Source organism: Nostoc sp. NMS2, assembly GCF_017115105.1.
Taxonomy (GTDB): domain Bacteria; phylum Cyanobacteriota; class Cyanobacteriia; order Cyanobacteriales; family Nostocaceae; genus Nostoc.
The window spans coordinates 20,593-44,127 of record NZ_JABXKH010000098.1; the positions used below are offsets into that span (position 1 = coordinate 20,593).

Consider the following 23,535-nt stretch of genomic DNA (forward strand, 5'->3'; position numbering starts at 1 on the left):
GCTACGTTGGGTATATCCTACAAATAAAGTAATTAATCCGCGAATAAGTTCTATGACTTTATTACTAGCAGGAGACATCGGCGGTACGAAAACTATTTTGCAATTGGTTGAAACATCAGATTCACCAGGTTTACATACTATTTATCAGGAAAGTTACCACAGCGCTGATTTTCCCGATTTAGTACCCATAGTGCAGCAGTTTTTGGTCAAAGCTAATACACCAATACCAGAAAAAGCTTGTTTTGCGATCGCCGGGCCCATTGTCAACAATACTGCCAAACTAACCAATTTAGTCTGGTTCCTGGATACCGAACGTCTACAAGAAGAGTTGGGTATCCCGCATATTTCTTTGATTAACGACTTCACTGCCGTTGGCTATGGAATTTTAGGTTTACAAAAACAAGACTTGCTAACGTTGCAGGTTGGTCAATCTAAACCCGAAGCCCCGATTGGGATTATTGGTGCTGGGACTGGCTTAGGACAAGGATTTTTAATTAAACAGGGAAACGATTATCAAGTGTTTCCCTCAGAAGGTGGACACGCTGACTTTGCCCCTCGAAACGAAATCGAGTTTCAACTGTTGAAATACCTGCTGGGTAAACATGATATCCAACGCATTTCTGTGGAACGGGTGGTTTCTGGAATGGGAATTGTGGCAATTTATCAATTTTTGCGCGATCGCAAAGTTGCCCCCGAATCACCACACATCGCCCAAATCGTCAGAACTTGGGAACAAGAAGCCGGTCAACAAGAGAAAAGTGTTGATGCCGGTGCTGCCATTGGGATAGCTGCATCGCAAGGTAGCGATCGCCTTTGCCAACAAACCTTGCAATTATTTATAGACGCTTATGGTGCAGAAGCCGGCAATCTCGCCCTGAAACTCCTACCTTATGGTGGCTTATACATTGCTGGTGGGATTGCGCCCAAAATTCTCCCCTTAATCCAAAATAGCGGTTTCTTATTAAACTTCACCCAAAAAGGCAGGATGCGCTCCCTCCTCGAAGAGATCCCCGTGTATATTATCCTCAACCCGCAAGTGGGGCTAATAGGTGCTGCTTTATGCGCTGCTAGGTTATAACAGCTAGCATCATCAGTGAGATCAGCATCTCAAAAGGCAAAATTTATGACAATTAAAAGTCTGTTGCCATTAATCGCCGCCACCTTTATCTGTGGTGGTTCTATTCTCGTGGAAGCCCGTCAACCTAAACCACCGATAGCTGTCGTCAAACCAACCGTCTCTAAACCCGTGCAGCCACAGTGGAAGTTATACACCGCTCCCGATGGACGCTTTACTATTTTGATGCCGGGAAGCCCCAACAGAAATACAGAATATCAAAAAACTTATATGGGGGAAATTACTTTAGAAATATTTGTCGCTCAACCACCAAAACAGCAAGTAGCATACATAGTTGCTTACAATGATTTTCCTTATAGTTATGGTCAAATAACTGACCCCCAAGCTGTACTTAATAATGCACGGGATATGGCTTTAAAGACTACGAAAAGTAATTTAATTAGTCAACGAAACATTCGTAGTTCTAATAATCATCCCGGCAAAGAAATTGAATACATCAATTCTGGAGGAAAAATCACTAAAAGTAGAATGTATGTTGCCGAAGGAAGATTATATCAAGTAATGGCAATAACTACAAAAAAACAGCAGAAGACATTAGCTAAAACTATTACTGGGTATTTAAATTCCTTCCATCTGGTTTTGAAAAAGTGAAATAACTCAAACTTATACATATTAGCCTTGTAATCAATTATAGGGCTAATAATATGATGCTCTAATGTTAATGTAGCGTGATTCCTCTGGGTAATTGAGCAGACTCGATATAAGTAGGTAGACGCAAATAATTAAAAATAGTGTATAGTCTGTAACAGATTCGTAATGCACCGCAAACCCGATCAAAAATCTTAAATTGTCGCTAACAAGATTTTTCCATTGACTCCTAAATTCTGCTCTATTTTAATTTTTTAAGCTCATATTATACAATTTATACGCTACTCAACCGCTTGCTCAAACATGATTTATAACACTAGGATGTCATGCTATAAATAATTAGCAAAATTACACACAACCGAGTGAAATAAATGGCTGATATTATTGATCCTGCCGTTACCTCTGGTTCTTTTAGTACCCTAGTTGATGCAATCAAGGCTGCCAATCTGATAGATACTCTCAAAGGTGTTGACTCGTTTATCGCCTCTGCATCCACAGATCGGGCTTTTGCAAAGCTTCCACCAGATACTGTAGAGACATTGCTTAACAATATTAATAAGCTCCAGGAACTCCTAACGTATCACGTGGTTTCTGGCAAGGTGATGCCGATAAAGCCAATTGAAAGTTCAAGTTTTAAAATTGACCCTTTCAATAATGTCAGTGCAGATTATAATTCACAGTCTCAAAATCCGATGCTGCTGATGATAACAGTGTCATCCACATCATTATTGATTCCTCGGTAAATATATAGATATATCGATAGCGAATAACATCTGTGAGGTAGACACTATTTATAGCCACTACCTCATTACTGTCTAGATATATTTTAAGTAGCTAAAATTTTATTAAATATTAGACCTCTCTCCTAATGAAGCTTGTGTGTACACACAAGTCAGATCCAGTTTTACGGCAATACGCTTGGGATAATCCAGAAAGCCCCCATATAGAGAGGCGACCTATCGCTTCTGAAAGACTGGCACGTTAGAGAGACGCGATAAATCGCCGTCTCTACAGAGAATTTACTCGTCAATTATTCACAGATTTTGAAATCACGCAAAATCATTTTCACAACTGAATTCAGCAACGCCACTTTCTAATTACAAAATATATATTGGGATGATATCTATGTAATGCAACTATGATTTTAAATTAAGTAAATAATTAGCATGTAACCAGTGTTTGAATTTAGGTATTGTCAAAAGATTGAAATATATAAGATAAATGTATAACGATTGAATTTGACATAAAAATTTATAAATTTGAGAGCATACTCTGGGATTTTGTATAACTTTAAAGCAGTAAAATGCTAGTATCACAGCAAAAGCTATAAGATTGCAGATATTAATAAAAGTTAAAGTTCATGATTTGAGGAGCAGGGTTTTTGTCCTATGGTCAAGCGATCGCTCCAAGCATCACTCACTGGTATTCAAGAGGCTAAAAGAGCATTTGCTCTCAAGGGATGGACTCAAGACAATTTGGCAGCCGAAGTTAACCTCAAGACTAGACAACCGATTTGGCGGTTTTTCAGTGGTCGTCCAGTTGAGCGTCATACTTTTATTGAAATTTGTTCTGTATTAGAACTGAATTGGCGGGAAATTGCTAGCAATCCGCCGGCAGAATTCATGGAACTAGAAGAATACAGCCAATTCCCTGTGCTGGATATTGATGACTTGGTGGAAAAAGTGCGATCGCAACGCTTCGACAAAATTCAAGACCAGTGTGGTATTTTGCAGTTATTGGATATTAGTCGTCCCGTTGCGATCGATGACATATATATAGATGTGAATATTTTGGAGGAAATTGCCAGCCAACAGTGGTTAGAAATCACTGAACTGCAAAACCTAGATCCCAAACAATTTGACCGTTTTGGCTTAGGTGAGGCCAATCAAAACCAGATACCTGGTACACAGGCAGTTGAAACATACTCCAAGCTCAGGGTACTAGGCAAACCAGGAGTAGGTAAAACTACTTTTTTGCAACATCTCGCCATTCAATGTAACCAAAGCGCATTTGCAGAGAACTTAGTTCCGATCTTCATCACACTGAGAAATTTTGCTGAAGAATCTAAAGTTACCAACGAGTTCAGCCTATTAAAATACATCCGCCAGGAGTTCCTCACATCGGGAATTTCAGATCCGTCAGTCATTGAAACGTTACTTAGTGCAGGCAGAGTCTTAATTTTGCTTGACGGCATGGATGAAATTCTTAACCAACAAAGCAATGCTGTCTTAAGCGAAATTCGCAGGTTTTCAGAAAAGTATCACAAAAATCAGTTTGTGGCAGCCTGTCGAACAGCATCTCAAAAACTCAGGCTCCGAGGCTTTACCGATGTTGAGATTGCCCCATTTACCTCAGAACAAATCATCGCCTTTGCTCAAAAATGGTTTGTGACATTTACCAAAACTAACATTCAAGACGGTCAAGCGCTGTCTGTTCAGTTTCTTGAGAAGTTGGACTTAGATGAAAACTGGCAATTTCGCCAACTCGTAGTTACACCCCTATTTCTGCATCTTGCTTGCTGGGTGTTTCACGGTCAAGAAAAATTTCCGACTAAGCGGACTGACTTTTATAAGCAAGGTTTAGACCTTCTATTGGGCAAATGGGATGAAGCCAGAGGCATTGAACGGGATGAAGTTTACCGAGGGTTTTTATTACCACAAAAGCTCAAGTTATTGAGTCAGATTGCAGCAGCGACATTTGAGCAAGGTCAGTACTTTTTTGAGCAACGCATCGTTGAGCAATACATTGGTGACTATATTCAGAATCTGACCAAGGTGCAAATGGATGCCGAAGAACTGCAAATAGAAAGTGAAGCAGCGCTGAAAGCGATCGAGGCTCAACATGGGCTACTGGCAGAACGGGCGCGGGGAGTTTTTTCCTTCTCCTATCTGGCCTTTCAAGAATACTTCACAGCCAGAAAAATCGTTGCCAGCCATAATCTAGAGGCATTTGGGCAAGCTTTAGAAGGATTAGTTAGTCACATTACAGACCCCCACTGGCACGAAATTTTCTTGTTAACAGCTACCATGCTCCGAAGTGCAGACTCTCTGGTACAGTTGATGAAGCAACAGATTGATGCACTCGTTGCCGAAGACTCTTATTTACAAGAGTTTTTGACGTGGGCCAGCCAAAAATCTCGCACTATTCCCACCCAACCAAAAGAGGCGACAATTCGAGCATTTTACCTTGCCTTGAGTCGGACTCCTAACATAGCTTCTCACTTTGCCCTAGCCAGTAGCCTCGACCAGGGAATGTTTCTGGATGCGGCTTTAGATGACCTGCTGCTCGAATGTGCAATTGATGGGAACCAGGACTTTGCCCACATCCACGCCTGTGGTGATGCTCTCTCAAACATTTTGGGCATAGTTTTAGATGTTGGACTCCATAAATCTCTGCAACAACTCTCTGACCAATTGCCAAATTCTCGCCAAAGTCAAGAACGGTTTGGGCTATGGGGGCAGACGAACTATTCAGCCTGGGCTGAACAGTTAAAGATGACAATCGTTAATTATCGCAATATTAGCCACCAGTGGCAGTTTAGCGCTGAACAACAGCAAGTTTTGCAACGATATTACGATGCCAATCAGTTACTACTCGATTGTCTGCATAGCAATTGTAAAGTGACGGCTGCTATCAGGCAAGAAATTGAAGCCACCTTATTGTTACCTCAAAAGGAACTTGAGGACAGGGAATGGCAATAATTATTTTGGTTAATTCCTCAAAGATATTTGTATTGCAAAAATGATTTTGATGACATTTTATATCGTAGTTAATCAACTCATTCACAAAATCAAACAATACCAAGTTTATATGTCAAAAATCTGGATTTTCGCTATCAGGATTTTCATATGGATGACTACAATCAGGTAGACAAAAACAATTTGCTCTATCACCGCCATCAATATTTGGGTGAATTCACACCCCAGAACCTTGTATTCAATGCTAATCTTCAGGAATTTTCTCAAAGCGTTTGTTACATCTTCGATCTACTGAGTAGAGAAAAACTTTCTTCACGGGAGTGCTACGAGGAGATTGAGTTGCTCTGGCAGCAGTTAACACAGAGCTATAAGGCACTAGAAATTGAGAAAAATGCAATTGAATGATTTGCTGTTGAGAACAGTTGTGTATCGTTAGTAAGTATTGGCGCGGCAAGGCTAAAATAGTACATTAGACGTAGGTTGGGTGAAGCGGAGCGTAACCCAACATATATCAGAATGTTGGCTTTGGTAAAGTCTCCAACGCCACTTGCTACAACGCGGGAAACCCGCGCAACGCAGTGGCTCCCCAACCTACAATTTTTTTGCAACATTTTAGCTTTGAAAAGTTTTACCACGTTTTGTGTCGTAGTTAATCAACTCATTTAGGAAATCAAACAACACCTGCTCATAGTACAAAAACAGAATCTAGTAATCTTAACCATTAAGTGGTTGTCTGCTACTTTTTATTTGACATATCAAGTTGTCTCGTCTCTTTAAGAGTAGGGATTTTTCCAATCGCTTTGCACTTAAATGCCTAATCGCAGGTCTTGTTATGAATTTAATCAATGGCTTTTGCTTGGCAGCTGGGATACTCAAGGGTGTAAAAGTACTCGTTGTAGACAACGATCGCGATAGTAGAGATTTGTATGCATTTTTACTCAAAGGCCAGAGCGCAAATGTAATTACTGCTGGTTCGGTAAAAGAAGCTTTAGAAATCCTGAGTTGGTTCAGACCAAATATCCTAATCTGTGAAATTAGGTTCTTGGGTGAAAGTATTTATACATTACTCAATACATTGACTGCGATGGAAGCAGACAATGGAAATCATATCCCAATCATCGTAACTTCAACATCTACCACAGGTACTCACGATCTAATTCCAAATGTAGAGTTTGAAGAATATTTACTTAAACCATTCGACCTTGACAAATTTGTTTCTATGATTAGGAATCAAGTAGAGAAAGTTATGGTGGAAAATTCTTGCCCAGATTTAGTTGCCGGAAGTTTGCCTACCTCCAGTCATTACTAAGTAAGTCGGCGAGAATAAACAAAATTATGTCAAGCAACGTAAATAGGCTTAAAACCCTTATAGCGGTTCTCGCTTGAGTAAGGTACAAGAACCCCTCCCCGCTCTTGGAGCTACGGTGTACACACATCTTTCTAGAAAACCAAAATCGTTGAAGATCCCCCTAAATCCACGCCACTTGGGGAGACCCCTGTTCCCGCAGTGGCTCCCCTTAAAAAGGGGCTTCGTCAGCACTTCCTACTGCATCGATCGCAGCTTCTAATGCGATCGCTACATGAGTCCAATGAGTCCCACCCTGGCAATAAACTACATAAGGTTCACGCAAAGGCCCATCAGCCGATAATTCCAAAGTACTCCCCTCAATAAATGTCCCCCCAGCCATCACTACTTTGCTCTCATACCCCGGCATTTCATCTGGAATAGGATCTAAGTAAGAACCGATGGGAGAATGCTGTTGTATAGCTTTACAGAAAGCAATTAGCTTTTCGGCAGAACCAAGTTTAATTGCCTGAATTACATCACCACGGGGAGCAAAGGGAGCAGGATTCACTGGATAACCGAGTTTGTCAAATACATAACCAGTTAAATACGTCCCTTTCATCGCCTCTCCGACCATTTGCGGCGCTAGAAATAAGCCTTGGAATAGCAGGCGATTTTGGTCAAAAGTAGCGCCGCCATAACTACCGATACCGGGAGCAGTGAGCCGACAGGCCGATGCCTCCACTAAGTCGGCGCGACCGGCAACATAACCGCCAGCGCTGACAATGGTGCCACCAGGATTTTTAATCAGTGACCCCGCCATTAAATCAGCACCTACGGCTGTAGGTTCCTTTGTATCAATAAATTCGCCGTAGCAGTTATCCACAAAGCAAACAGTGTTCGGATTCTGCTGTTTGACTAAGTGGACGATTTTTTCAATATCGGCAATTGATAAACTAGGTCGCCAAGAATAGCCACAAGAACGCTGAATTAACACTAAACGAGTGTTTTCAGTCACATTAGTACTTAAAGCTTGCCAATCTATAGTTCCTTCGGAGGTTAGCTCCAATTGGCGGTAATTTATGCCAAACTCGATCAGAGAGCCTTGACCTTGACCCCGTAAACCAATGACTTCTTCAAGCGTATCGTAGGGAGAACCAACCACGGCTAACATTTCATCTCCGGGACGGAGAACACCAAACAAAGCACAGGCGATCGCATGAGTTCCCGAAACGAACTGCACCCGCACAGCCGCAGCTTCAGCACCCATAACTTCGGCAAAAACTTTATCTAAAGTTTCTCGTCCTAAATCATCGTGACCATAACCACTTACACCAGCAAAGTGGTGTGCGCCCACACGGTGATTACGAAAAGCATCCAGCACTCGTTTTAGATTATGCTTGACCTGAGTGTCAATTCCAGAAAAAATTTCTAATAGTGCCTGTTCTGCTTGCCGCAGCTGTTCTAAGCTGTTCATCAGTTCCTCGTTCAAAAAAAATTAAATTATAGATATGCGGATTTCAAAATCGCACATACTAGGCAGGAAAATTCAAATTCAGGTTATCGCATGACAATTGCTACCTCAACCGAACCTAAAATTAACTGGGTTAATACCCTGTTTTTCATTGGACTGCACATCGGCGCTTTATTTGCTTTTGTTCCTGGTAACTTTAGCTGGACAGCAGTTGGTGTAGGTTTCTTGCTGTACTGGGTGACTGGCGGTTTAGGCGTTACTCTAGGATTTCACCGCCTTGTCACCCATCGCAGTTTTCAAACTCCCAAGTGGCTAGAGTATCTCCTGGTTTTCTTCGGGACACTCTCCTGTCAAGGAGGCCCAATTGAGTGGATCGGGACACATCGCATTCATCATTTAAATTCTGATACCGCCACCGATCCCCATGATTCTAATAAAGGCTTCTGGTGGAGCCACATGGGTTGGCTGACTCATTATTGTCCCGCTCACGCTGATGTTCCTCGTTTCACCAAAGATATTGCCGAAGACCCAGTTTATCAGTTTTTAGAAAAATATTTCATTTTGATCCAGGTTGCTCTGGGTGTATTGCTTTTGCTTCTCGGTGGCTGGCCCTTTGTGATTTGGGGAATTTTTGTTCGTATTGTCTGGGTTTACCACTGCACTTGGTTGGTAAACAGCGCTACTCATAAGTTTGGCTATCAGAGCTATGATTCTGGCGATCGATCGACTAATTGCTGGTGGGTAGCCGTACTAGTTTTCGGTGAAGGCTGGCACAATAACCATCATGCCTTTCAATACTCGGCTCGTCATGGGCTGGAATGGTGGGAAATCGATTTAACTTGGATGACTGTTCAATTGCTACAAGCGGTTGGTCTGGCTACTAATGTAAAGTTGGCCCCAGCAAAAAGTAGTTAGGAGTACAGACGCGATTAATCACGTCTGTTAGGAATTACGTTCAATGTGAATCAAGCTGTGGAATTTTTATTTTGCCGTCGATTTTTCTCAAACCCTGATTTTGGGTAGACACAGAAATCCTTATGGCACTTGAAGCATTTCTAATTCACAGCCGGCGTGAGTTGAGAATCTAAACTCCTAACTCATCACTCCTAACTCCTAACTTTTCAAAAGTCTATTTACGGGTGCGCTTGTGTCTGTTAGGTTGCTATAATCCGAAGCGCTAATGTTAAGAAGTTTTGCGGCAAGTTGCTTTTTAGTGACTTGGGTGGAGGAGTTTGTTGTTTTTCAGGTGTTCATGACTACATCAATAATTAACAGCCAAAAATTAAGTGACGAGCCTAGTAATTCCGACTTCCGGCTCAAAGATATTATCAAAAGCCTGCCACGGGAATGTTTTCAGCAGAACCGTCGCAAAGCTTGGACACAAGTAATACTCAGTGTCTTGGCAGTTGCCTTGGGTTATTACAGCCTGATGATCACTCCTTGGTTTCTTTTGCCCCTAGCTTGGATTTTTACGGGCACTGCTTTAACAGGTTTTTTTGTAATTGGCCATGATTGCGGTCACAGGTCTTTTGCTAAACGTCGTTGGGTAAATGATTTGGTCGGGCATTTCTTCATGATGCCGTTAATTTACCCCTTTCACAGTTGGCGCATTAAGCATAATTATCACCATGCCCATACCAACAAGCTGGATGAAGACAACGCCTGGCATCCAATCAGACCAGAAGTGTTTGAAAATTGGGATAAAACCCGGCAGTCTGCTTTTGAACTGTTTATGCGTAAACGCTTCTGGTGGGTAGGTTCCATTGGACATTGGGCTGTGGTGCATTTTGATTGGCGGAACTTCAAAACTAAAGACCAATCCAGCATCAAGCTTTCTGTGGCTGTAGTAGTTGTGTTTGCTGCGATCGCTTTCCCGATTCTCATCGCCACAACTGGTATCTGGGGATTTGTCAAGTTTTGGCTAGTACCCTGGATGATTTACCATTTTTGGATGAGTACTTTTACTATTGTCCACCATACTGCCGCAGATGTTCCTTTTGCGACAGCGAACAAGTGGAACGAAGCTATAGCACAGTTATCTGGCACTATCCATTGCGATTATCCGCGTTGGGTAGAAATCCTATGCCACGATATCAATGTTCATGTCCCTCATCATATTTCTACTGCTATTCCTTCTTATAATTTGCGGCTAGCTTACAGCAGCATCAAAGAAAATTGGGAGCCTTATTTGCATGATGAGTGTCAGTTTTCTTGGCCTTTAATGAAGCAGATTACAGACGAGTGTCAACTGTATACAACTGACGTTGGTTATAAGACTTTCAACGAACATTATACAGGGCAATAAATAGCCTTGTGATTACACTCACGCTCTTCAACCAACGAGAGCGCTTATCATCCTGTGTTTTCATAAAATCTGGCAATTGTTTACTGAATAAAGTTTTAGATAAATTGCCAGAAATTATCCTCTTGTGTGTTAGCGATCGCTAGTATCATGGGCATCCTAAAAATGAGATTATCTTGTCTCAATTAAAGTTCTGATTTATATCCAATCAAAAGAATCCAGTGCCATCAAACATCATTACGTTCAACAATCCTCTTGGCTCTGAAAAGTCTGAGGATACAACTAAATTACCTTTCACACTTGGGGATTTAAAAGTTGCAATTCCTGCTGAATGCTTTCAGCCCAATGTGACAAAATCACTTTTTTACTTCTTTCGTGACATCCTGATTATCGGTCTGCTTTATGCAGTTGCTTCTTACCTGGATTCTTGGCTTTTCTTTCCGATTTTCTGGCTAATGCAAGGAACGATGTTTTGGGCTTTGTTTGTAGTCGGCCATGACTGCGGACACCAATCTTTTTCTAAGCATAAATGGCTCAATGATTTGATTGGACATCTTTCTCACACACCAATACTTGTTCCTTATCATGGTTGGCGAATTAGCCACAGAACCCATCACAAAAATACTGGCAATATCGATAACGATGAAAGCTGGTATCCAGTAAGCGAATCACAGTATAAGGAGATGCCTTTAGCACAAAAGATAGGCAGATATTATGTTTTTCTATTGGCCTATCCTGTGTATCTGTTTAAGCGTTCACCTAATAAAGAAGGCTCCCACTTTTTGCCCGGTAGTTCGCTTTTCAAACCATCGGAAAAATGGGATATTATTACTAGCACTGTCCTTTTGATTGGGATGGTAGGTTTGCTGGGTTTCCTCACCTACCAATGGGGTTGGATGTGGTTGCTGAAATATTACGCTGTCCCTTACCTTGTATTCATAGTTTGGCTAGATTTGGTGACATTCTTGCACCACACTGAGCCAGATATACCTTGGTATCGTGGAGAAGATTGGACTTTCCTCAAAGGTGCAATTTCTAGTATTGACCGTGATTATGGTTTGGTTAATCATATCCATCACGATATCGGTACTCATGTTGCTCACCATATATTCCTTAACATCCCTCACTACAATTTGTTGAAGGCAACTGAGGCAATCAAACCAGTGATGGGTGAGTATTTCCACAAATCGGAAGAACCAATTTGGAAGTCATTATGGAATTCATGTATCAGCTGTCATTTTGTACCTGATACTGGTAGTAAGGTTTACTACACATCCCATAAAAAGTTAGCTAAAAACTAACACTAAAATTCCCGACTTCTTTAAAAAAGTCGGGAATGTTGTATTTCCATCAGCCTTTTCTGACTATTTAAGGTTGAGCATCCCCTGATTTAGATAAAAACTGCCTTTTAAAGATTATCCAAATACCTTAAAAAACCTACCTTTTGAGGTGCGTTGGCGTAGCCCGCCGCAGGCATCGCATATTACATTATTAGTCTGCCAGTATTTGAGCGTCCTAAGACTGCGATAACTCTCAACTTTCTGGCTGTAAGGTTTTAAAACCCAGAGGTAAAATAAAAATAGATAGATGATGTTTGCGGATTCTTGCCCCTGACTTGGCAGTAAGATTTATTTTACCCAAACTCTTGCTGTCTTGGTGGGTAAAGATTAACATATCTGTGGACAGAAGCAATATATCATCAAACCAACCCTAACAAACAGTGAAAAATCCTTTGGCTGTCTACTTTGAATCCGGTTTAGCACCATTTAACTTTATCTGCATGTAGTGATTTAAAACCATTACCTGCTAGGGTTATAAATTAGCACAGACTATACTAAAGACAATTTACACAAAACTTTTCCCATCTTTAAAATCAGAGGTATCAATGATTATAACTAATTTTAGCAAACAAAGAAATGAATTTAAGGAACCTAAAGTACTCAAAACTAAACCACATTGGCAAGGGCAAAATTTGAGCGATACTACGGTCAAAAGTAAAGAGACCAAAGTACAAGATAATACACTTGATAGTTCGATTGTCAATAGCTTAAATCGTGGTCGAGTTGCTATTTTTATTGATGGCTTAAACCTATTTCATACAGCTTTACAACTCGGTATAGAAATTGACTATGTTAAATTGCTTTGTCATTTAACTAATGGTTCAAGACTGTTGCGGGCTTTCTTCTATACTGGGGTTGATATGAGCAATGAAAAGCAACAGGGTTTTCTATTGTGGATGCGTCGTAATGGCTATCGTGTGGTAGCTAAAGATATCATGCAACCAACAGAGAATTTCAAAAAATCAAATCTGAACGTAGAAATTGCTGTAGATATGATAACTTTAGCTCCTTATTATGATACTGCGGTCTTAGTCAGTGGGGATGGAGATTTAGCTTATGCGGTGAACGCTGTCAGCAGAATGGGGGTTCGGGTGGAAGTGGTGAGTCTACAAACTACTACTAGTGAAAGCTTGATTGATGTTGCTGACTGCTTCATTGACCTCGATAGTATTAAAGCACACATTCAAAAAGATTCTAATCTTGGCTATAGTTATCGCACCCCGTCAAATTCAAACCTTTAATCCACTCTGGCAAAAGTTTCTCTGAATACGGTTCGGTTAAGATCCCTCCGCCTGCGGCGACCTCCTAAAAAAAGGGGTAAAAGAGGTTAAAAGCCCCCCTTAAAAAGGGGGGTTGGGGGGATCTTGAGACATATTAGAACGTTAACCGAACCGTATTGAAGTTTATCTATTTTGTAACAAGGGGATTTTTCCCCTTGTCTGCTCCAAGGCTTGTGATTAATTGAAATGGATATTTTAATAGTTGAAGATGAAGTAGAAATTGCTCATTTAATCCAATTATCTTTAGAAAAAGAAGGATTTTTTTGTCGTATTAGCCGCGATGGGATAAATGCTTTACGAATGTTTCAGGAGCAACCACCTGATTTAATCATTCTAGATTTAATGATTCCTGGTTTGGATGGGTTGGAAGTTTGCGCCAGAATTCGCCAGAAACCAGGTGCAAAAGATCCTTACATTTTAATGCTTACAGCTAAGGGTGAAGAAATCGATCGCGTGATTGGTCTGTCTACTGGTGCTGATGATTACATGGTAAAACCCTTTAGCCCTAGAGAGTTGGTAGCTAGGGTGCGGGCATTATTGCGGCGTAGCCTCCGCCAAGGGGGACAAAATCAAGTCAATCGTACCCAACACTTTATCGTCGATGTAGACCAGCGCACTGCCAGTCGTCAGATGAATTTTGAGCAACCGGAAATTTTGGACTTAACTACCCTGGAATTTAACTTACTAACCACTTTTGTTAGCAATCCTGGTCGAGTTTGGAATCGGACTCAACTAATTGATAAACTTTGGGGAGATAACTTTTTCGGCGATGAACGAGTGGTTGATACTCATGTAGCTCGGTTGCGAAAAAAGATTGAGCCTGATTCGGCAAGTCCCACTTTTATTAAAACTGTTGTTGGTGTGGGCTATAAATTTGAAGATCCTCCGGTAACGTAAATATTATGAAAATGGGGCTGAGAACGCGCCTATTTTTCTCCCACTTAGTAGTGATGATTGTGGGGGTAGCTAGTCTGGTGAGCATTAGCAAAATCTCTTCTCCCCGCTTATTTGTATTGCATTTGGAACGATTAGAAAATCAGGGGTTCGACTTAATTGATGTTCGGACTGAATTGGTTACAGGATTTGAACTTGCTTGGCAGCGAAGCACTATTTGGTCAGTTTTAGTCGGCACCACCGCAGCCGGAGGATTGAGTTATTGGGTGTCCAGACGAATTATGCAGCGCTTGACGGAGATGGAACAAATCACCCAAAAATTTGCTGCTGGTCAGATGGATGCACGACTACCTATGTCTGATATTCCAGAACTGAATGGACTGGGTGCGAGTTTCAACCGGATGGCAGCCAGTTTAGAGGGGGTGGAAGCGCGGCGGCGAGAGGTAATTGGAGACATGACCCATGAACTACGGACGCCGTTAACAGTTGTGCGTGGTTACTTGGAAGAACTGGCTGATGGGGAAATTGAAGCGTCTCCTGAAATTTATCGGCGTTTAGCTAAAGAAACTAGGCGCTTGGAGCGGCTGGTGAACGATTTACAGGAATTATCTAAGGCAGAAGCTGGTTATTTGCCAATTAATATCCAACGGGTAAATCTGCGTCCGTTGTTAGAGTCATTAGTGGAGAAATTTACCGATCAACTGTTGGAAGATGGGCCAGTTTTGCTCTTACAATGTCCATCTGTGCTACCTCTTGTATTGGCAGATATTGACCGCACAGAACAGGTGTTGGTTAATTTACTTGGTAATGCGGTGCGTTACACTAACGAAGGTTCAATTACCATTCGTGTTGGGACTGAAGCATCTCAACTTGGAATTGCGGTTATAGATACAGGTATTGGTATCGCTCCAGAAAATTTGCCTCATGTGTTTGAGCGTTTCTGGCGAGCCGACCAATCGCGCGATCGCCATTCGGGAGGTACTGGTATTGGTTTAACTATTTCCCGTCGTTTAATTGAACTACAAGGCGGTCAGATTCAGGTAGAAAGCGAGTTGGGAGTTGGCAGTACATTTCGGTTTTTTCTGCCTTTGGCTTAAGTTGAGTCAAAACCCTTGAGATACAAGGCATTGACACAAGGTAGTCACGGCTGTGTCATACCCAATTGCTAATTTGAAAGTATCTAACCAAAATCTTGTTTTTTTGATGGGTGTCGAGATTTTGGAATTGTGTGGAATATAACGTTAATTTGGCATTTGGGTAGAATTTTATATGTCTACTTTTGTTTTGGCTGCTTTTTTGGTTAGTTTACTAAGTATTTCGGGTTACGCTGCGATCGCCTACCTGTTCCCTCAAAATCGTTCCCAAGACTGACCAAATCACAATATCTTGCTATTTTCAGTTTACTATTGCGATCGCAAAGCCATCATATCCTTTGCTGCCCACGGTCTGGATTGCCGTAGCGCTGATGCGTGGCTCAGAGGCAAGCAATTCGTTGAAGCGACGCACCCCTTGAACGCTAGGATCGCTGCTGGTGGCATCAATTACCGCTCCATTACGCACGACATTATCGGCAACAATCAGGCTGCCGGGACGGGAAAGCTTGAGCGCCCATTTGAAGTAATCGGGATTGTTTGGCTTGTCAGCATCAATGAAGATCAGGTCAAATGGACTGTTACCCTCGGCGGCAATCTGGGGTAGGGTAGAGAGTGCTTGTCCAAGACGTAGGTCAACGATATCGGACAGACCAGCATGGGCGATGTTGGCGCGAGCGACTTCGGCGTGCTTTGGGTTAGCCTCCAGCGTAATCAGACGGCCATCACTGGGTAGTGCCCGCGCCAGCCAGATAGTACTGTAGCCACCCAGCGTACCAATCTCCAGGATGGTTCGCGCCCCTTGAATTTGTGCTAACAGTAGCAGCAGCTTGCCTTGGTTGGGCGAAACGTTATGTGGTGGCAGTCCGGCCGCAGTGCTAGTCTGGAGAGCCGCATCCAGCGCGGGGTCGGGCCGCACAAACAGATCGGTGAAGTAACTATCAACCGCAGTCCATTGCTTTTGAGTCATAGATTCTCACTTTTTACCCCATCTATAAAATCCTACGCGGTCTTCTCCAAAGGAGAGAGGCTTTGCTAACGCGGAGCGTCTTCCCCATGAGCAACTGCCAAAAGACAAAAAGAAAGAAAATTTGGCGCAGCCTCACAAAGAAATAGTATCAATATCTGACTGTAGCAGCCCCTAATCAGCCATTCATTAGCAGAGCATAGAAAGCAGAGAATCCCTAAGGGACTTCCAAGAAATAAATTATCCAATCTTGTGGGGCGGACATCTTGTCCGCCTATAGACAAGGGCGGACAAGATGTCCACCCCACAAGAAGTAGTTGAGTATTTTTTTATTTGGAAGTCCCTAATAAGGATTTTTTTTGATCAATTGCAATCTTTTTCCTACCGTTTCCTGAAAGCAGAGGGTTTAGTTTCAATCCCTAATAGGGATTTTGATGAATTGCAATTAGTAACACTTCTTACTTTAACTTTAATGATTTAAAAGCCCGTTTTAATCCCTTTAGGGATTCTACTATGTTCGTTTTTTATCCTTAATTCTTTAAATTTTATTTTCTAACCGCTTCTCTTTACTCTAAGTCTATTTACTAATGTATTGAAAGTAACTTAGCAATAAAATAACCATTCTTCAGTGAAATTACCATCAATAATCACCGATAAATTTCTAAAAGATGTAGTAATTTTCCTGATGTAACCTGGTAATTGCCGTATATAGATCGCTTTGCTTAATGAAAAAATTAATATAGCTTGTTTGAAACTTTATCCAAACAATATCTGTCTATTTAAATAATCCGAATTTTCACTCTGGTGCATAATTTTAAGTATACAAAATACCGTGTTTCTAATAGCACTGTATGTTTAGTCTAAAAATCTAGTTATAACAAGCCCCAAGCAATTAAATGTTTCCAACAAAGGTGTAAATAATGACTTGCATCCTGCGATCGCACAAAAAAGCTTAGAAAAGAAAGAAGTTTCGACACAAAAACTACTGCATATTTCACCCCAATAAGCCTGAATGAATAAATATAGGATGAATGAGGCGTCAACTATGAATCGAATTCGTGACGTTGTACAAAAAGCTTTAGCAACTGGCTATTTGACAGTAGAAGCTGAAAATCAACTACGACAATTGTTGACTACCCCGTATGACTTGGAAGATTTAAATGCTTTCATGGCTTTGCAAGAAGCTGCGATGACTGGTAAGGTCAAGCAGGAGTCTAGAGAGCGGTGTGGCATCAAAAAGTAGAGACTTAGCCTGCTACGTCTCACCGACGGGAGCGTTTATCATCATCCTCAAAATCCTCATCATCATCAAAAAATTCCCAATCATCGTCATCCGCTTGATTAGTAGTCGGCGGCTGATAAGGGGGGATGATTACTCGGTAATCGGCATCGTAAACGGATTCAGTTTTTCCCACAGCCGTATTTTTTGGCTCACGGTAGCTGTAGGAGTAAACTGAACCAGACTGAGAACTGCTTTTAGCTTCTGATTGACGTTCGTAAGTTTTAGAGTCTTTAGCAGGTTGAGCTTGAGGATTAGGGGTAGGCGCTTCCTCGGACTTTTCATCAAAGTTCCAATCATCATCTTTACTGCCATTTGTCTCCCAATCATCAAATTCATCACTAGTATCTTCTTTTTTACTAGCTGGTGGAGGAGTGGTAGAGCGAGATGTAGATTCTTCTCTTTGAGTTGCCTTTGCACGAGGCGAAGTTTTACTTCGGCGGTCAGGAGTTTGGCGTTGTCCTGCCACAAAATAATTGGATAAGTTAAACAAGGTAGCAATCAATATAGATGTGAAAGCACCTGCGGTAGTACTGAACAAAATCCATATCGCTAGTGGTAATGGTTTAGTTCCCACGCCCAAAAATACTAGCGATAGGACAGGCGACCAATTTTGAACTAACAACAGCGTTAGTCCTCCCAGTACCGCCACCAATAGAATTAAGCGAATTACAGCCATAGCAATTTTGTCAATTGTCAATTGTCAGTGGTTAGTTGTCAGTGGTGAGTGGTTAGTCATGAGATAAGGCAGAAAGCAGAGGGCAGTTTTGCTGGAGGAAAGAATTATGATTGATTATTTTCCTTATCTACCAGAGGCTGCGCTAACGACAAGCTCAGGAACCATAGTTCTGGGTTATTATCCAGTTTAAAAAGAAGATACTGCTTCAATCCCATATTTTTAAACGTGGTTTACTTCTACCTCCTGCCTCCTGCCTCCTGCCTCCTGCCTCCTGCCTCCTGCCTCCTGCCTCCTGCCTCCAATTACTGTTCACTGACTACTGACACCATCAGCCATTTCTATCATTACCCTTTTAGGACTATTGTGAAATTTCCGATGAGTCCACTGAGGGCATTAGCGACGACCTTCCCACCTTTGAATTGGGATGCAGTCAATATCTAGTTGATCTAAAGCACGGGCAACTACAAAATCAACTAAATCCTCGATGGTTTGGGGATGATGGTACCAGGCGGGAATAGCGGGGACAATTCTCACTCCAACTTCAGCTAAAGAGGTTAAGTTACGCAGGTGGATGAGGCTAAAAGGCGTTTCACGAGGGACAATGACCAGCTTTCGCCCTTCTTTGAGTTGGACATCTGCTGCCCGTTCTAGTAAATCGGAACTCAAACCAACCGCTAGCTTTGCTACTGTACTCATGCTGCATGGAATAATTATCATCCCCAGAGTGGCAAAGGAACCACTGGCAATCCCGGCTCCAACGTCACCCCAAGGATGGCAGCGGAGTTTACCCGAAAGGGCAACTCCAGCTTGCTCTCGCCAAAATTGTTCTTGTTGAATTGGTTCTGGTGGCATCCGAATTTCCTGTTCTGACTGCCAAACCATGTAAGTAGATTTAGAGGCAACCAATTCAATACTATAATCCGCTTCTAGCAAAAATTTGATCGCGCGAACAGCGTAAATCAGACCAGATGCGCCCGATACGCCTAAAATTAGAGGTTTAGTGTTATTTGACACGTAAGGTTTAGTTTATAAGAGGCAGGGGGCAAAGGAGCAGGGGGAGCAGGGGAAGCAGGGGAAGCAGGGGGAGCAGCAGGACAAGGGGGAATTATTGAACAAGTCTCTCCCTTGTCTCCCCCCTCTTCCTTGCCTCTTCCCCCTGCTCCCTGCCCCCTTGCCCCCTCCCCCCTGCTTTTTCTACTTTACTCATCCTCAGAGTAAGGATCTAGGTCATCAGGCTCCATGTCATTTGGTAAATATAGGTCTGAAAGCTCCTCGTTGGAACCATTACCAGTTAACCCTTTAACTAGACCATCGCTGCCAACAGTTACCAAATCAATTTGTTGACGGTAGTAATCGACACTCTTAACTTGGACGGCGACGCGATCGCCTAGTCTATAAGAAGCGCGATTTTTACGACCAAACAGTGCCTGTTGTCTGGCGCGATATTCATACCAATCATCTTTGAGAGAACTGACGTGTACTAATCCCTCTACCCTCAAAGGCACACCAGGATTACTGCTGGATTCTACCTCGGCTGCTGGGACTTCAATTTCCACAAAGAAACCGTAGGATTGAACGCCGGTAATCACACCTTGAAATACCTGACCGATGCGTTGCTTCATCAGTTGGGCTTTTTGCAGTCCGGCTAAATCAGCTTCAGCTTCTTGGACTTCTTTTTCTCGGTCGTTGATTTGGACAATTACCCTAGTTAAATCGCTTTGAAGTTCTTGTTGCAATTCTGGGGGTAAAACGTTCCAGTTAATTTCCTCGTGGCTGGAGGAGTGGCGCAGGTTAACGCGCTCTCTCACACGGGTATTGCGGCGATCGCGTCCGTTTTCGAGTAGCGTGTAATACACTCTTTGCATCAGCAAATCTGGGTAACGCCGCAAGGGAGCGCTAAAGTGAACATATTGCGGTAATGCCAGACCAAAGTGAGATCCTTTGGTGGTGCTGTATGCCGACGGCTTGAGGGTATCTTGCAATAAATAAGTAAGAACTTGCTCAGAGGGAGATTCCGCAAAAGCTGTGGTCAAATGTTGATAATCTAAGGGTTGGATATCGACTTCTGGATCTAGTGTGAGGTCAACGCCTAAATTGACTGCCAATTTCAGCATTTCCTGAACATCTTCGACATCGGGTGTGCCTTGGACTCGCCAGATGGCGGGAACACCAAGAGCATTTAAGTGAGTTGCGATCAGTTGATTAACTAACAGTACCAACTCCGTGAGTAGCGATCGCACTGGTAAATCATTCACCACCACAGTGCCGAGAATCCCCTCATCATAATAGGCGTTTTGGCTGGGCGGCAGATTCAGCTGGAGGCTACCACGAGTCAACCGCACTTGTTTTACGCCTGTTTGCAAGGCTTGGAGGTCTTGCAGTATTTGGACGACCTGTGGAGATTGATTGTGAGCTCCACCTGTGAGAATTGCTTGGGCAAGTTCCGTACTCAGTGCAGTTTCTACGTTAATTACACTGGGTTGAATTTCCCACTCCAACACTTCACCAGATTGGGGATCAATGGTAATTAAAAAAGAGATCGTTAAGCGATCGCTCCCAGGTACTAAAGAACAGCGTTCTGCCACAGTTGGGGGCAAAATTGGCAGTACTAATTCTCCCAGATACACTGATTTACCCCGTTTGAGGGCTTCTCTATCTAGGGCTTCGTCAGGTTGGACATAGTGAGAAACATCAGTGATATGAACGCCCAAAAGCCAATTTCCGGCTAAGTTTTTTTCTAAACTAAAAGCGTTTTCTATAACTTTGGTGTCACCATTTACCCCTTCAATGGTGAGAGTAAACAAATTACGCAAATCCAACCGATTTTTTAGGTCTGCTTTGAGTAGCTTTTTGGGCAACTTGGCGGCTGCATCTAGGACGTGATCGGGAAAAGTCCGGGAAAGGTCGTGTTTGCACGTAACTAAATCTATATCAGCAGCAGCTTCAGCATCGCTACCAAGGATTTGCACTACTCGACCAAGGGGAGGATATTGTGCCAACGGGTAACGCAAAACTTCCACATGAACAAGGTGATCGATCGCTTCTTCCAACTTTACCTCGTTAGGTTGGATCTTGAGTTCAAACAGCAATCGATCGTCTAAAGGCACAGCCCGGAAACCAGTTTCCACCTGCTTAATTCGTGCCAATAACGTGTGGTTGGAACGTTCTAGAATCAGCTTCACCTCTCCTTCAGGAGAGCGACGGCGGCTGCCTTCCTTAAGAACTCTTACCAAAACGCGATCGCCATTCCAAGCATTACTCAAATGACTTTCGCGGATGTAAATATCCTCAGCGCCTTCTACATCTTGAATAGCAAAGCAAAAGCCTTTACTAGAACAACGCAGTTTTGCCTCAATTATTCCCTCTTCTGAAACACGACGGTATTTGCCCCGTTCTTTGACTAAAATACCGATTTTTTCAAGAACATCTAAGGCGATGTGAAGTTTTTGTAAACTTTTTTCATCTTCACAACCAAGTTTCTTTTCTAAAACCTTCCGAGCTACCAATTTATCATCAGTGAAATTGGCAAGGAGTGTAGCGATTGAAAATTCCATGCAGTGAACCGACCTTTGGTCAAAACATCATTTGTTGTTTAATCTGGTTCATTCCCGTATACCCTCACGGCTTACAGAAACAAGCTGGAAACGAATTGCCCAGAGGCAAGGCTTCCTAAGTTCCAAGGAAAGGAAACCCAACCCATCAAGAGCGGGAACTACTCCGGCAGTTTCGAGCAAAGGAAGCCTACCCACGGACAACTCTGGGCATCTACGAACTTCTCACTGCACGATGCTCTCAGAATTCGCCTGCGTTCAAGTCCCTTCACCTAACCAAACTTAAGATTGCACGCCTGATTTTCAAATTTAGCCCCGCTAGTGAATTACGCGACGGGTTTTTGAGAAGTTGGGTTTAGAGAATCCATACTGCCCAAAAGCGCCATGCAGAGGAGCCACTGCGGTGAGGCAGCCCCCGTCTTGGCGGTTCCCGTCGTTCGCGTATCCCGGAGGGAACTTGAGGGACTGCCTTTCCCGTTGGGTCTTCTCCCAAGGGGAGACGCTAAAAACGATGGGGTTTCCCCCTCTGGGTTCGGTAGTCCCTCTTTGTTGGGACAACAAGACCGGGCTACCTCACCAAGTGGAGCAAGTGGCGTGGAAACTACAGGTGTTTGATTGTCTAGAGTGAAGGTAATTTTATGCCATTAGAATCTGATTTTTAACTAGGAGGAACTGCCGGTGAACCCAATTTTCCCACATGTAGAATCGGTAACAATTAGGTGAGCAGCTTAATAAGCAGTGAAGGCGAACCTTATCTCCATTATTGTAGATTTAGAGCGCACTTCCAGAAAATAGTTCTAGATATCTGGTTGGGTAATCAGTATAGCATTGCATGCAAGACTACCCAGATAAGTTAGCACTAGCAAAAAATTTCGTCAAAAAACAGCTACTGCTACAATTGGGACACTAGATAAAGCATTAAAAGGAACTGGGGATTGGGCATTAGGGATGAGGATTAAAATAATTCTTTCCCCTGTCCCAGTCTCCAATCCCAAGTCCCCAAAAGATTTAGATTGGTAGTAGTATTATGTTGGCTCAATTCCAGAGCTTGTATCCCAAGGGCAGTCTGATTTCTGAATTAGTGCAAATTTTTCAAGGAAAATATATTGTCCGGGCAAGCGTGCAAATTGAAGGCGTAACCCGTGCGACGGGTATGGCAGCAGCAGAAACAGTAGAAGCAGCAGAAGACCAGGCCAGAACTAGGGCGTTGATAGTTTTGGGTATTACAAATGCAAATGCGCCACCAGAATCAGTGGCATTTAGCTCAAATTCAATTTCTCCAGCGCAGCTAAATCCCTCCTTGGATACCAAAGGTGGATTGAGTGAATCTACTTATTCCTCTGCCAAAGATGGGGATTTTGTTGGTAGTCAATGGCCAGCAGTTAACGACAAAGAAATATCTATACCGCCTTCCAAAGTCCGCAACATCAAACCAGAAGTATTAACAACCAGTAACGAACAGTATGAATACAGTAGTGCTGCGCCCTTACCAAGCGATACCTATAACCAAGATTTAGGTCAAAACTTTTCTGTGACTGCCAACCGGGAGCTAGAATTTGATCCTCCAGTGGAAAACTTGGAAATAACGTTTAGTAATGAGCCAGAAAATCAAACCTTTCCAGCAATTTCTGCTAATAATGTCACACCATTTACACCTCGGAGTTACAGCCCTCAAGAGGATGTCGCCACCCCGACTGTGACAGGAAAGAGAAAGAAGAAAGCTGAACCCGTGGATTTATCGGATGTAATTGCTAAAACAGATGTCGAACTTCAGCGTTTAAACTGGACACCAGAACAGGGACGGGAGCATCTGATTAAAACCTACGGTAAACGGGGGCGGACTTTGCTAACTGAAGAAGAATTACACGGATTCCTCCAATACCTTCAATCGCAGCCAGACCCAATAGCGGGATTTTAATTTGTCATTTGTCATTTGTCATTTGTCATTTGTCATTTGTCATTTGTCATTTGT

The 23,535-nt window shown here is 42.6% G+C and carries 19 protein-coding genes and 1 pseudogene; 15 read left to right on the forward strand and 5 right to left on the reverse strand.

Annotated features, from left to right (window positions below; genetic code table 11):
* The first annotated feature begins 52 nt into the window (after positions 1-52).
* From HWQ36_RS18000 to HWQ36_RS18025, 6 genes and pseudogenes are all read left to right on the forward strand, one after another.
* A complete protein-coding gene (locus tag HWQ36_RS18000) occupies positions 53-1,078 on the forward strand; it encodes a glucokinase (RefSeq protein ID WP_292705054.1) in 1,026 nt (341 codons plus the stop codon).
* A 45-nt stretch (positions 1,079-1,123) separates the two neighbouring features.
* Entirely contained in the window at positions 1,124-1,726 is a 603-nt protein-coding gene (locus HWQ36_RS18005) for a hypothetical protein (RefSeq protein WP_292705055.1), read from the forward strand.
* Between the two features lie 368 nt (positions 1,727-2,094).
* Positions 2,095-2,474, forward strand: a pseudogene (locus tag HWQ36_RS18010) (fasciclin domain-containing protein).
* Between the two features lie 637 nt (positions 2,475-3,111).
* A complete protein-coding gene (locus HWQ36_RS18015; RefSeq protein ID WP_292705056.1) occupies positions 3,112-5,424 on the forward strand; it encodes an NACHT domain-containing NTPase in 2,313 nt (770 codons plus the stop codon).
* 147 nt (positions 5,425-5,571) lie between these two features.
* Positions 5,572-5,826, forward strand: coding sequence for a hypothetical protein (locus HWQ36_RS18020; RefSeq protein ID WP_292705057.1), 255 nt, complete (start codon positions 5,572-5,574; stop codon positions 5,824-5,826).
* A 427-nt stretch (positions 5,827-6,253) separates the two neighbouring features.
* A complete protein-coding gene (locus HWQ36_RS18025; protein ID WP_292705058.1) occupies positions 6,254-6,730 on the forward strand; it encodes a response regulator in 477 nt (158 codons plus the stop codon).
* A 208-nt stretch (positions 6,731-6,938) separates the two neighbouring features.
* Here HWQ36_RS18025 and HWQ36_RS18030 read toward each other — a convergent pair whose 3' ends face one another.
* Positions 6,939-8,183, reverse strand: a complete 1,245-nt coding sequence (locus HWQ36_RS18030; RefSeq protein ID WP_292705059.1) for a methionine gamma-lyase family protein — start codon at positions 8,181-8,183, stop codon at positions 6,939-6,941.
* A 90-nt stretch (positions 8,184-8,273) separates the two neighbouring features.
* On the opposite strand from HWQ36_RS18030, the gene HWQ36_RS18035 reads away from it, so the two are divergent.
* From HWQ36_RS18035 to HWQ36_RS18060, 6 genes are all read left to right on the forward strand, one after another.
* Entirely contained in the window at positions 8,274-9,095 is an 822-nt protein-coding gene (locus HWQ36_RS18035) for an acyl-CoA desaturase (protein ID WP_292705060.1), read from the forward strand.
* A gap of 337 nt (positions 9,096-9,432) precedes the next feature.
* Complete coding sequence (locus HWQ36_RS18040; RefSeq protein ID WP_292705061.1) at positions 9,433-10,485, forward strand: fatty acid desaturase; 1,053 nt, start codon at positions 9,433-9,435, stop codon at positions 10,483-10,485.
* 218 nt (positions 10,486-10,703) lie between these two features.
* Positions 10,704-11,783 carry a fatty acid desaturase gene (locus tag HWQ36_RS18045; RefSeq protein ID WP_292705062.1) on the forward strand — a complete coding sequence of 360 codons (1,080 nt, stop codon included), beginning with the start codon at positions 10,704-10,706 and terminating at the stop codon, positions 11,781-11,783.
* A gap of 584 nt (positions 11,784-12,367) precedes the next feature.
* Positions 12,368-13,063, forward strand: coding sequence for an NYN domain-containing protein (locus tag HWQ36_RS18050; protein ID WP_292705063.1), 696 nt, complete (start codon positions 12,368-12,370; stop codon positions 13,061-13,063).
* 225 nt (positions 13,064-13,288) lie between these two features.
* Positions 13,289-13,999 carry a response regulator transcription factor gene (locus tag HWQ36_RS18055; protein WP_292705064.1) on the forward strand — a complete coding sequence of 237 codons (711 nt, stop codon included), beginning with the start codon at positions 13,289-13,291 and terminating at the stop codon, positions 13,997-13,999.
* A 5-nt stretch (positions 14,000-14,004) separates the two neighbouring features.
* On the forward strand, positions 14,005-15,093 hold the full coding sequence (locus HWQ36_RS18060; protein WP_292705065.1) for a HAMP domain-containing sensor histidine kinase: 1,089 nt from the start codon (positions 14,005-14,007) through the stop codon (positions 15,091-15,093).
* Between the two features lie 298 nt (positions 15,094-15,391).
* Here HWQ36_RS18060 and HWQ36_RS18065 read toward each other — a convergent pair whose 3' ends face one another.
* On the reverse strand, positions 15,392-16,006 hold the full coding sequence (locus HWQ36_RS18065; protein WP_292705066.1) for an O-methyltransferase: 615 nt from the start codon (positions 16,004-16,006) through the stop codon (positions 15,392-15,394).
* Between the two features lie 1,093 nt (positions 16,007-17,099).
* Here HWQ36_RS18065 and HWQ36_RS18070 point away from each other — a divergent pair.
* Complete coding sequence (locus HWQ36_RS18070) at positions 17,100-17,297, forward strand: hypothetical protein (protein ID WP_292705067.1); 198 nt, start codon at positions 17,100-17,102, stop codon at positions 17,295-17,297.
* A gap of 19 nt (positions 17,298-17,316) precedes the next feature.
* Here the strand turns inward: HWQ36_RS18070 and HWQ36_RS18075 are convergent, their stop codons facing one another.
* The 3 genes from HWQ36_RS18075 to HWQ36_RS18085 all read right to left on the reverse strand — a co-directional run bounded on the left by HWQ36_RS18075 (position 17,317) and on the right by HWQ36_RS18085 (position 21,566).
* Positions 17,317-18,012: a LapA family protein gene (locus HWQ36_RS18075; RefSeq protein WP_292705068.1), complete on the reverse strand. Its 696-nt coding sequence runs from the start codon at positions 18,010-18,012 to the stop codon at positions 17,317-17,319.
* Positions 18,013-18,405: 393 nt separating this feature from the next.
* Complete coding sequence (locus HWQ36_RS18080; RefSeq protein WP_292705069.1) at positions 18,406-19,026, reverse strand: flavin prenyltransferase UbiX; 621 nt, start codon at positions 19,024-19,026, stop codon at positions 18,406-18,408.
* 185 nt (positions 19,027-19,211) lie between these two features.
* The gene (locus HWQ36_RS18085) at positions 19,212-21,566 is read right to left on the reverse strand and encodes a ribonuclease R family protein (protein WP_292705070.1); all 2,355 of its coding nucleotides are present in this window, start codon (positions 21,564-21,566) and stop codon (positions 19,212-19,214) included.
* Positions 21,567-21,947: 381 nt separating this feature from the next.
* Here HWQ36_RS18085 and HWQ36_RS18090 point away from each other — a divergent pair, with 381 nt between their 5' ends.
* Both HWQ36_RS18090 and HWQ36_RS18095 read left to right on the forward strand, forming a co-directional pair.
* Positions 21,948-22,178 (forward strand): hypothetical protein, encoded by a 231-nt coding sequence (locus HWQ36_RS18090; RefSeq protein WP_292705071.1) that lies wholly within the window; start codon positions 21,948-21,950, stop codon positions 22,176-22,178.
* 412 nt (positions 22,179-22,590) lie between these two features.
* Positions 22,591-23,481: a hypothetical protein gene (locus HWQ36_RS18095; protein WP_292705072.1), complete on the forward strand. Its 891-nt coding sequence runs from the start codon at positions 22,591-22,593 to the stop codon at positions 23,479-23,481.
* Positions 23,482-23,535: the final 54 nt, after the last annotated feature.